This is a genomic window from Cellulophaga tyrosinoxydans (assembly GCF_900176415.1).
Taxonomy (GTDB): Bacteria; Bacteroidota; Bacteroidia; order Flavobacteriales; family Flavobacteriaceae; genus Cellulophaga; species Cellulophaga tyrosinoxydans.
In genome coordinates this window covers 1,186,697-1,198,908 of record NZ_FWXO01000001.1, presented here as the reverse complement: position 1 = coordinate 1,198,908, position 12,212 = coordinate 1,186,697, and the positions used below count along the sequence as shown (strand labels likewise).

Sequence of the window (12,212 nt, the reverse complement as noted above, 5' to 3'; positions counted from 1 at the left end):
TTTAATATAAGTATATTGTTACGAGTATTAAAGAATTATCTGTATAATTTAATGTATTTTTAATCAGCACATTACAAGAAAGCTTCAATTTATGAGAATTTTTATTGCCCTCTTTTTCGCCATTTCACCAGTAGTTATATTTGCCCAAAATTCTAATAAAAAAACGTACCAAATACGAACAGTAGCTTTCTATAATGTTGAAAATCTGTTTGATACGCATAATGACACTTTAACCTATGACGATGACAGGACTCCAGAAGGAAAAGATAATTGGACATTGGAACGCTACCAGAAAAAGATTGAAACCATATCTAAAGTCTTGTTGGAAATAGGTGCTGAAAAACGTAAGGCATCACCTGATATTATTGGTTTATGCGAAGTAGAAAACCAGCAGGTTATCGAAGATTTACTACATCATAAAAACTTAGAAGATAAAAACTACGGAGTAATTCATTTTGATTCCCCAGACGAACGAGGTATAGATGTGGCACTACTTTATAAAAAACATGCCTTCATTCCAAATTCATTTAAAAGCCACAGACTATTACTTTCTAATAGCGAAGGTTTTCGAGATTATACGCGAGATCAGTTAGTTGTAGGAGGTTTTCTAGATAACGAACAATTTTACTTTATAGTAAACCATTGGCCTTCGCGAAGCGGTGGTGAAGCTCGAAGTAAACCCAATAGAATTGAAGCCGCTAAACTAAATAAACGTATTATAGATTCTATTAATAAAATAGACGTTGCTGCCAAAATAATAAGTATGGGCGATTTAAATGATGATCCAACCAGTGATAGTTTAAAAAAGATATTAAAAACAAAGGGGAAGACAAAAAATCTAGAACCGACTGATCTTTACAATCCTATGGAACGACTTTTTAAAAAAGGAATTGGCTCATTAGCCTATCGGGATAAATGGAATTTATTTGATCAACTATTTTTTACATCAAATCTTATATCCAAAAATAAAGAACAGTATACTTTTTGGAAAGCTGCAGTTTTTACTCCATCGTACTTATTAGATCCTTCAGGCAAATATAAAGGGTATCCTTTACGCACTTATGCAGGTGGAAGTTATATTGGAGGCTATAGCGATCATTTTCCAGTGTTTCTATATTTAATTAAGGCCTCCCCTAGCCCCTCCAAAGGAGGGGAATAAAAAAGGAATTATACAGCAAACTTTATTAATTGAACTGGTAGATAGTTCAGGCAACAACTTAATTGAAAATAATCCCTACGATGTCAACATCATATGTGTAGAACGAGATGGTTTTAAAAGACTGCCCTGCATTTATACAGATGAGAGCTTTATTCCAGACACTTATAAAAATCTTATTTCTTTAACTAATTACGGCTCGGAAGACAAAGATAACATTTGGTCAATATTCTTGAACGATCAAGGAACTGAAATGCTTTCAATAGATTTATGCAAAGAAGATGTAAGTTGAAGATGTAAGTTGTAGTGGTACTTTTTATAAAATTTTAAAAGTAAAATATAATGGTGTTACCTACGAAGTAGAAGACTTAGAAAATAATAGTTATAAAATATCAATAGTAAAGTAGTTAAATTAAAAATTTTACAACCTCATAAGTCAATCGGAAATAGGCGTTTAAAATATTTTTACAATTATATAAAGATTTCGTTTCAAGTCTTCCTCTAGCCCCTCCTTTGGAGGGGAACTTACATATAGCTTGTATTTAATATGAATATATTTTTCAAGTAACTGTAATATTTTTCCGATAAAATAATGAGTTCTCCCCTTATGGGGGAGTGAGAGGGGGCTTATATCCATTGCCCCCAAGGAAGACGACTTAAAAATAATACAAGACCCAGTCCGTAGAAAATTGCAATTGTTTTAAATTTACGGTCTGCCTCCATTAACTTTTTGTGCTTAGACCAACCTATGGTAATTAATACAATAGCGATTATATTTATAAAAGGATGTTCTACGGCCAATAATCTAGCAGCCGAGGTTAATCCGCCCATTCCAAATTCTTGTATTGCTCCAAAACCCTTAGGGGAAACAAAATAGAGCACTATGCCAATTACTAATTGCAAATGTGATACGATTAATGCGAAAAGACTAACTCTAAAGTCTTTTTCTAAAGTAAACATTCTTTTACCCATTAATCCTGTAATAGCATTAATAACAGCAAGGATGAGTACAGCTAAAACTATGTAAGCAAAAAATGAATGTAGGTTATAAATGATTTCGTACATGATTTTGATTTTATTTTGTTGGGTTTAAATTTAGTAAAATTTAACCATAAAAAAACCCTGCATTTAGCAGGGTTTTAAATAATTAACAGTTAGAATTAGAAACTATATCTAAGACCAACTTGCATTTGCCATCTTGATGAGTTTAAACCAGAATCATCGATAATATTTTGAGTATCTGGTGCACTTGCATTATAAGTAAATGTTGGAGTAGTTCCATCAGCTTGAAAACCTGTGTGGTTTAACAATTGAACTTGACCGAAGTTTGTGAAAGTTCTAACTCCCCATTCTTTATTTAAAAGATTTGTAAAGTTAAAAATATCAGCAGTTAACTCTATTTTATTTAAACTATTTCCTACATTAAAACGAAATTCCTGTGCAAATTTTAAATCAATTATATGTGACCAATCAGAACGACTTGCATTTCTTTCTGCAAATTGCCCTCTTCTACTGCTTAGATATTCATCACTTTCAATAAAAGCATTTAATGAAGCCCATTGCTCAGCTGGAGTTGGAGTATCTGGGATAATTACTCCTCTATTTCTAAAGAAATCTAACTGTGCTTCTGCCTCATTTGCAGGAACGTAAGCTAAAGCAGAGAATGAACCTGTATCAGATAACAATCCACTACCGTTATATACATAACTAAAAGGGGAACCTTCTGCTCCTTCATAAAATAAGCCTAAACGTGTACGCAAGTTATCTGACCATTTGAATTCAATAGTTGAATTAGCAATGATTCTATGCCCAGGTGAAAAATCTGATCTCGATAAAACTGGTCTGTTAGAACCATTAACAGTTTCTAAATTTCTCCATTGAGAGCTATTTTGAGAAGAAGTACCATCTAACAATACGTCTGAATCTCCATAAGAATATGTCGCTTGTGTAGATACATCAACCTTAGAAGAATAGAAATTTTTGCTTAAAGTTCCACTAACATTATATGAACTACCTTCACCTGTGTTTGAACCCAAGTAAACAGCACCATATGTTCTGTCCAATTGTCCAAAGCCATAATTTGGTCTAGATCCTGCTCCTGTAGTTATAAAACTTGGAGTATTAGGCAAATTAAGATTTTCATAAGTAACTGCTGTGATGTTATCATTCCAAATAAAATCAGCAGAGAATACCACTCCACCAGGTAATTTTTGATCAATGGCAATATTGGTTTTAAATACTTGAGGTAATTTAAAATCTTTTGCAAAGATATTAATATCCCCTCCTAAAGCACCAGTTCCTGGAACAGGATCTGCAAACTGATTATTTACATCTGGGTTAAATACTGGAACAGCTGAGCCAGTTAATTGTAAAGAACCGGCAGTTACACCATTATTATTGTAAGCACCACCTGGCCATACTAGAGGTAATCTTGAAGTAAATACTCCCAATCCACCACGAATTTGTGTGGAACGATTACCCTTAACATCCCAATTAAATCCAACTCTAGGAGAAAAGTGTACAGTAGCATCAATACCTTGACCTACTCGCGCACCTTGTAAATTTTTACCATTAGCTTCTAGTAAAGCAACAGTTCTTGTATTAAAATCATCATTTACTAAACCATCAGCCCAATAAGGAACATCAATACGAGCACCCATAGTAAATTTAAAATTATCTGTAACGTTAACTTGATCTTGGATATAAAGGCCAAATTGAAATAAATCAAAATCGGCAGCACCTTGAGAATTATCGCCAGTACCTCCTAATAAAGAATAGCCGTATCTATATCTATTTCCAGGAGCACCAGTTAAGAAATCGTTTAAATTATTATATCTGTAGGCTCCAAAGTTATTCCCAAAAAACACATTATAAGCAGACGAGAATTCATTATTCGTACCAATAGTTATTGTGTGTCTTCCTGAATAAATTTCAAAATTATCAGCAATTGTAAGAACTTTTTGCTCTAATAAATTGGCTGTTGAAAATGGTTCTGAACCAAAAAATATAGAAGCCCCAGAAGAATCAAAAATCTGAACACTTGGAAAAGGATTTCCAGCAACACCACGATCATCATTTACAGTTGTATAACCAACCACTAAGTTGTTTGACATGTTAGAACCAATCTTAGAGCTAAATTCTAAGGCGGTAGAATTTGTAACGGATTCAAAATTTATTGCACCGTTCAAAAAGTTAATCGCTCCCTGATTTGAACCAGACGCATTAAATTGTATTGCCTTTACATAACTATGCTTTAATGATAATTTATTATTATCATTAATATTCCAGTCAATCTTAGCAATTAATTTATCACTTTTTAGAGTGGAGGTATTATTCTCATATCCACCAGCATCATAACCATAGTTAGTGTTTAAAAAATCTGAAAGTTGAGTTAATTGCGCAGCAGTAACACTTCCTCTATAAGTAGATATGTCAAAAGGTTGTGGTGTTTCATTATCTTGTCTTTCATAGTTCACAAAATAGAATAATTTATCATTAACTATTGGACCACCAACACGCACACCAAATGTTTGTGAAGAAAATTCCGCTAGTTTCGTTCTCTCATTAGTTCCTGCAAGACCTACTGGAGTTTTCCCAGCTAAATCTTGATTTCTATAAAACCCATAAGCAGAACCTTCTACTTTATTTGTACCTGACTTGGTAATAGCATTAATACTACCTCCAGCAAATCCAGATTGCCTAACATCAAAAGGCGCTACGTTAATTTGAAATGATTCGATAGCGTCTAATGAAATAGGACTAACACCTGTTTGACCTCCATTTGTTCCGTTTCCAGCAAGACCAAAAACATCATTATTAACAGCACCATCGATATAAATTGCATTGTAACGATTATTCTGCCCTGCAATAGAAATAACATCGTCACCAGTTACTTGCGCCTGTGGTGTTAATCTTGCGAAATCAGCAATATTTCTAGAAATTGTTGGCAATGTACTTACTTGTTTTTGAGAAACATTAGTACCTGCTCCAGTTTTTCCAGAATCAAAAACGCCATTTGATTGACCAACTACTACTATTTCATCAAGAGCATTGGTTGCCTCACTAAGCTTAACACTAACTCTTTGTGCATCACCTAACTGCAGAAATAGTTTGTCGTCACTATATTCTACATAACCAACATAAGAAATAGTTAATTTATATGGCCCACCAGTTCTCATGTTTGAAATTCTATAGTAGCCATCAAAATCAGCTGCAGCACCATACGTTGTACCCGACGGAGTATGTATAGCTACTACACTAGCACCAGGTAAGGGTTCTCCTGTTTCATCTGTTACTTGACCTCCAATTGCAGAAGTTGTAACCCCTTGTGAAAAAGCAATTGCTGTCGTAAGAAACGCAAAAATTGCGAAGTACATTTTTCTCATTTTTCTAAATGTTATTTTAGTTTTTATTTTGCTGCAAAAGTGACTTTTTAAAACCACTTAAACATTAACAAAACGTTAAATTAGTCTTGCCAAAATTAACATAAAATCACCATTGTAATACCTGAAAAACAAGAAGTTATTAGATTTTATTAAGAATTGAGAATATAATTGTTTATTTCTTAAAAGAATGTAAAAGATTTAACGTAGACGAGTCATGATTAGCAATTTCAGAATTCTCAATATCTTTTAAAATAGTTGTAGCCAATTGCTTTCCTAATTCTACTCCCCATTGATCATAACTAAAAATATTCCAAACTACTCCTTGAACAAATATTTTATGCTCATACAATGCTATTAGCGCACCTAAACTTTTAGGAGTTAACTTATCTATTAGCAAAGTGTTCGTTGGATTATTGCCCTTAAACACTTTAAATGGAACAAGTTTCTCAACTTCCTCAGGCGTCATTTTACCAGAAAGTTCATTTTTAGCTTCTACTGAAGTCTTACCATTCATTAAAGCCTCAGTTTGCGCAAAAAAGTTAGCCATTAACTTATTATGATGGTCATTATCCCCATATAAAGATGTTTTAAATCCAATAAAATCAGTAGGGATTACTTTGGTTCCTTGATGAATTAATTGAAAAAAAGCATGTTGCGAATTGGTGCCTGGCTCTCCCCAAATTATTGTACCCGTTTCATAGTTAACTGGTTCCCCGTTTCTATCCACACTTTTACCATTACTCTCCATTATACCTTGTTGTAGATAGGCAGAAAAACGACTTAAATATTGCGTGTAAGGAATAATAGCCTCTGTTTCTGCTCCATAGAAATTATTATACCATATACTCAATAATGCTAAGGTTACAGGAATATTATTTTCAAAATCTTCATTCTTAAAATGCAGATCCATTTCGTTAGCTCCTTTTAGTAGCTGATCAAAATTATCGAAACCAACAGCTAAAGCGATTGACAAGCCAACAGCGCTCCATAAAGAAAAACGACCACCTACCCAATCCCACATAGGGAAAACATTCTCGGCAGCTATACCAAATTCTGCAATTTTTTCTGTGTTTGTAGACACTGCTGCAAAATGACTAGCAACATCTTTTTGTGTTGCGTGCTTTAAAAACCACTTTTTAATAGTTGTGGCATTGCTTAATGTTTCTTGCGTTGTAAATGTTTTTGAAACCACAACAAATAATGTGGTTTCTGGATCTAAGTGTTTTAAAGTTTCGTAAACATGATCTCCATCTACATTACTAACAAAATGCATTTTTAAATGGTTTCCATAAAACTTTAGTGCCTCAACAACCATTGCAGGTCCTAAATCTGAGCCTCCAATGCCAATATTTACAACATCGGTGAATTTTTTACCTGTGTACCCTTTTTTGGTTCCGGATATTACAGCTTCCGTAAATAGTTTTATCTTTTCCTTTACTTCGTATACTTCTGGTATAACATTAACACCATCAACTAAAACAGAATCGGACTTTTTAGCTCTCAAAGCAGTATGTAGTACAGCCCTACCCTCTGTTTCATTAATTAAATCTCCATCAAAATATTTCTGTATTGCATCTTTCAAATACACTTCTTTTGCCAGCTCCAAAAGTAAATTCATAGTTTCTTGAGAAATTCTATTTTTAGAATAATCTACAAAAAAATCATTCCATGTAATCCCAAAATTAGTAGCACGATTTTTATCTTGATCAAAATATGCCTTTATATCTTGGTTTTTTGAAACTTTAAAATGTTCCTCTAATTTTTTCCAAGATTTTGTTGTGGTTGGATTGATGCTATTTAATGACATTTAATTTATTGTTATTAGTTGATCTTCTTCTAATTTCACTTGCTGGTAAGGAATGCTATCCAATTTTTTCTTGATTGGATTTATAAATTCTAAATATTTTGTTTTTAAAGAATCCGCAATTGGTTCTGAAACTGGTAGCTTCTCTTTTAATGGATCTACTTGCTCTCCATTTTTCCAAAAACGATAACAAACATGTGGGCCTCCAGTATTACCTGTCATGCCTATCCACCCAATGACATCTCCCTGACGTACATGCTGACCCTTTTTCACATTCTGATTTTTCATATGCAAGTATTGAGTGCTATAGGTACTATTATGTTGAATTTTTACATATTTACCATTACCACCTTTTCTTGTAGATTCTATTACTGTACCGTTAGCTGTTGCCAAAATTGGAGTGCCAATTGGCGCGGCATAATCTGTACCTTTATGAGGCCTTACTTTATAACCGTAATAAGCAATTCGTCTGTTTAAGTTGTAGCGTGAAGATATTCTACTAAACTCCACTGGAGCTTTTAAAAATGCACGTCGCAGATTTTTAGCATTTTGATCGTAATACTCTGAGATATTATTAAGCGAATCTGTTTGAAATGAAAATGCATAAAAAGTTTCGCCATTATGCTCAAAAAAGGCAGCCTCAATTGGTTCGGCACCTGCATAAATAGTATCGTTTATATATTTTTCTTTATAAATTACCTTAAATTTATCTCCTTTTTGAAGCCTAAAAAAGTCAATAGACCAAGCATATATTTCAGATAAATTATTTGTTACCATATAATCTATTCCTTGTTCATCAATAGCTACAGAAAGGTTAGAGTTTATAACTCCAGAAGCCGTTCTTTCTACAAATTTTACCCTCTTTTTTCTAGTATAAGCAGCAACAGAATCTCGTAAATCTACTACTGTATAATTTATTTTATCATTCTCGTAAATAAAAAATTGAGCAATTTCAGAGGTGTCCTTAGACTTTAAAATAGCATATGGCTTACCAACTACAATTTTACGAACATCAAATGTGTCTTTAAATTCTGTAGATATTTTAAATATTTTTTGGTAATCTACCTTGTTTCTTGTCATTAATTCCCCAAAACTATCTCCGGCTCGCACAGTGTCTTTTAACACCACAAAATCTTCTAAATTAAAGCCGTATGCCTCTACAATAACTGGTTTTTGTATAACTTCTACCTTTTCAAGGTCTTGGTTAGACTTTTCTTTATTTCCGCATGCGCCTAAAATAAGACAACATAAAACAACATAAAAATACTTTCCCATTCTTAATTTTAAGCTTTTTCTGGGTTAAAGATATGGTCTACCCACTGTTTTCCCCAATTATTTAACTCATCTTTAGAATATATCTCTGGGAAGAAGATTACTTTTTGAAAACTTGGGGGTAAATATTGTTTCCAATTAGTACCGCCAGTAGCGTCAATTTCTTGTTTGTCTTTTGCTAAATACCTATAAGCAGATCCCATATGCATTAAAGGCCAATTAACATTGGCATTAATATCAAGTTCTTTTAATGCATTAATTAATAATGGATTTTCTCTATCTGCTTTGGGTAATTGCAAATATTTGGAGTAAATGGTTTTGCCTTGTACTTGTTTAGCAATACGAACTAATCTTGGAGTGTAGCGGTATTCGAACTGTTTTAATGTAAGTGTTTTTTCGCCTGTTTCCTTATCCGTAGCGCCTTTTTTCCAATATATATGTTCGTAAAGTTCTTCTATTTTAGTTTCAGAAGAATATGTATCACGTTCCGTATGGTGTACCAAGTTTTCTAAAGGAGTTGCATAAAGTTCAATCATTCTATACTGTGCAGATTGAAAACCACTGGCAGGCAATAATGCCATTCTATATTGTAAAAATTGTTCCCGCTCCATACCGTTAATCATAATACTAAATGACGATATGAGCACACGGTAATAGCTATTGATACGGTTTGCCTTTTCTATAAAAAATGCCACCTCTTGTGTTTTATCATCAACCAGCTGCTTTTGCTCATGTAAAATAAGCTTAAAGTACAATTCTGTAATTTGATGATACATGATGAAAATTTCTTCATCAGGAAAATGCGTTCTAGGAATTTGAAGACTCAGTAAGGTGTCTAAATGAATATAATCCCAATAGGTCAAATATCTTTGGTAAAGAAGACCGTCTAAATATGAGCTTAAATCTTGGCCTGAATTTTTATACTTTTCTTCAAGCTTTGATATTTGTAAATCGATATCTTCTTTACTTTTCAAAAGAAAAAATTTTAATTAATTTATTATTTTGTTGCTATTTAACTGGTACAAAAATAGAATAAAGAATTAAAATAGAATTTTTTCCTAATACTAAGTTTTATTTTTAAAAAATTAAGGTGAAGTATCCCCTAAAATTTAGTCCATAATAATTTTAAACTGATTATTTAATCCATTATAACCGTCTAAATCTGCTTTTATTGATCCTACAGCAATATCGGCTTTAATACGGATTGGAATTTTATTCTGATCGTTAGAAACCCATAATGACAAACTTTCTTCCTCTTTAAACACACGCCCTGATTGTACGTATGGTCTAAATTTTAAGCATTCTACTTTACCATATTTGGTCTTTAAAGTATCCTTACCTAAATATTTAAGTTTAAACTGATACAATCCATCGTCATCATAAAGCATATCTAATTTTATAAATTCACCTTCAACCAAATCTTTGAATTCATAATTTTTTCTGATGTAATAAAAAGCAGAGATTAAATCTTGAACTTTATTAGTTATTGTAAAATTTTGCTTTTTCGCATTCTTTTTATCATTTAACTCGGCTTGCTTTTTTTGGTAGTCGAAGTTTATTTCTACGTCTTTAGTATACCCTCCTTCATCTATTTTACGAATAAACTTATATGGTCTACCGTCTTCTTTATCGAAATAGCTTTCATATACATCGTCTACTTTATAGAATACTCTTGCTGCCCCAGTTGTTTTACCCTCACCTGTAACTCTATAAACACTCTTACCGTTGACAACATCATTAGTAAGGTGCAAGGTTGCTGTACTGGCATTAAAAATACCATAGTGAATTCTAAACTTGAGCCATTCACCAGCTTTGAAAGGTGCTTTTTCCTCTTGCGAATGAATTAACCCTGTACAAATTATAAATATAAATAGTAAATATTTCTTCATTTTTTACTTTTTTGCTTTTACAAATAATAGGTCTATTATCGGTAACTACTTAATTTAGCAAACGCTGTAAAAATAACAAAAATTGCATCTGACAGTATTTACTTTACAAATACATAAACAAAATTTATTCCAAAGTTTCATAATTGAATTAAAGTATATAAAAAAAGCCCAGTGTTTCCACTGGGCTTTCCCTAAATAACCAACCAAACTTTAATTATGAAAAACCAATACTTAAAGTCAATAAGGGAACCACCCCTTATTTGATGACAAAGTTAAAACACAGAATTGATTCTAAAATTAGTTTTAACTTACTTTAACTATTATCTTAACAGTAATTTATAAATTTAGGTCGAGAATTTATAAGATAATTAAGATATCATGAAGTTATAAGGTTCCTCTAGCCTCTTGTTCTCGCTCAATAGCTTCAAAAAGTGCTTTAAAATTTCCTACTCCAAAAGACTGAGCACCTTTACGTTGAATAATTTCTATAAAAAGTGTTGGTCTATCAACTATTGTCTTTGTAAATAATTGCAATAAATAACCCTCTTCATCTCTATCAATAAGGATTCCGTGCTTTTTTAGCACCTCAACATCTTCATCTATATCGCCTACACGCTCCAACAAATCGTCATAATATGCCTCAGGAACATATAAAAACTCCACACCACGATCTCTCATTGCCGAAACTGTGGCTACAATATCATCAGTAGCAAGAGCCATGTGCTGAACACCCGGGCCGTTATAAAAGTCTAAGTATTCTTCTATTTGTGATTTTTTCTTCCCTTTAGCAGGCTCATTAATTGGGAATTTAACTCTTCCATTCCCATTACTCATTACCTTACTCATAAGAGCGGTATACTCGGTTGCAATATCATCATCAACAAAAGATACAATTTGCGCAAAGCCCATTACCTCTCCATAAAATTTGCACCAAGTATTCATTTCATCCCAACCAACATTACCAACCATATGATCTATAAACTTTAAACCTACCGGTTCAGGGTTATAATGAGATTCCCATTTTCTAAATCCTGGTAAAAATATTCCGTTATAATTTTTACGTTCTACAAAAATGTGCACTGTTTCGCCGTAGGTATAAATACCAGAACGGACAACATAACCATTTTCATCTTCTTCTTTTGTAGGCTTTAAGTATGGTTTGGCACCTCTTTTTGTAGTTTCTTCAAATGCTTTTGTAGCATCTTCCACCCAAAGCGCAACCACTTTTACGCCATCGCCGTGCTCATTTATATGGCGATTTATTTCTCCGTCTTTTTGCAAAGGAGTTGTTAATACAAGTCTAATTTTGTCTTGCTTTAACACATAAGACACGCGGTCTTTTACACCAGTCTCCAAACCTGCATAGGCTTCTGATTGAAAACCAAATGCCGTTTTGTAAAAATGAGCAGATTGCTTTGCATTACCTACATAAAGCTCTACATAATCGGTTCCTAGGAGTGGAAGAAAGTCTTCCGCTTCTTTAAATAATTTTTTAAGCGTATATTCTGTATTTTTTAAATCTTTTAGATTTTTTATTTCTGCTGCCATGATGTTGATTTAATTTAATTAGTAAAAAAAAGAATCCCTAATAATCACCTTTTCATAAAGTATGAAAGGGTATTACAACAGCTTTACCACATTGCTCTAAGATGAGCGGTAATATCAACTCTAAATTGTAGCATAATACAAATATCGTAATTTAAGAT

At 32.8% G+C, this 12,212-nt stretch carries 8 protein-coding genes; 1 reads left to right on the top strand and 7 read right to left on the bottom strand.

What is annotated here, in order from left to right:
- Positions 1-91 precede the first annotated feature (91 nt).
- On the top strand, positions 92-1,159 hold the full coding sequence (locus B8963_RS05415; RefSeq protein ID WP_084060381.1) for an endonuclease/exonuclease/phosphatase family protein: 1,068 nt from the start codon (positions 92-94) through the stop codon (positions 1,157-1,159).
- Positions 1,160-1,783: 624 nt separating this feature from the next.
- On the opposite strand, the gene B8963_RS05405 is transcribed toward B8963_RS05415, so the two are convergent.
- From B8963_RS05405 to hppD, 7 genes are all read right to left on the bottom strand, one after another.
- Positions 1,784-2,221: a hypothetical protein gene (locus B8963_RS05405; RefSeq protein ID WP_084060379.1), complete on the bottom strand. Its 438-nt coding sequence runs from the start codon at positions 2,219-2,221 to the stop codon at positions 1,784-1,786.
- A gap of 95 nt (positions 2,222-2,316) precedes the next feature.
- Positions 2,317-5,541: a TonB-dependent receptor gene (locus B8963_RS05400; RefSeq protein ID WP_084060378.1), complete on the bottom strand. Its 3,225-nt coding sequence runs from the start codon at positions 5,539-5,541 to the stop codon at positions 2,317-2,319.
- Positions 5,542-5,713: 172 nt separating this feature from the next.
- On the bottom strand, positions 5,714-7,348 hold the full coding sequence (gene pgi / locus B8963_RS05395; RefSeq protein WP_084060377.1) for a glucose-6-phosphate isomerase: 1,635 nt from the start codon (positions 7,346-7,348) through the stop codon (positions 5,714-5,716).
- Positions 7,349-8,620, bottom strand: coding sequence for a peptidoglycan DD-metalloendopeptidase family protein (locus B8963_RS05390; protein ID WP_084060376.1), 1,272 nt, complete (start codon positions 8,618-8,620; stop codon positions 7,349-7,351).
- Between the two features lie 8 nt (positions 8,621-8,628).
- Positions 8,629-9,591: a tryptophan 2,3-dioxygenase family protein gene (locus B8963_RS05385; RefSeq protein ID WP_084060375.1), complete on the bottom strand. Its 963-nt coding sequence runs from the start codon at positions 9,589-9,591 to the stop codon at positions 8,629-8,631.
- Positions 9,592-9,726: 135 nt separating this feature from the next.
- Positions 9,727-10,506 (bottom strand): DUF3108 domain-containing protein, encoded by a 780-nt coding sequence (locus B8963_RS05380; protein ID WP_084060374.1) that lies wholly within the window; start codon positions 10,504-10,506, stop codon positions 9,727-9,729.
- Positions 10,507-10,890: 384 nt separating this feature from the next.
- A complete protein-coding gene (hppD, locus tag B8963_RS05375) occupies positions 10,891-12,054 on the bottom strand; it encodes a 4-hydroxyphenylpyruvate dioxygenase (RefSeq protein ID WP_084060373.1) in 1,164 nt (387 codons plus the stop codon).
- Between the last annotated feature and the right edge of the window lie 158 nt (positions 12,055-12,212).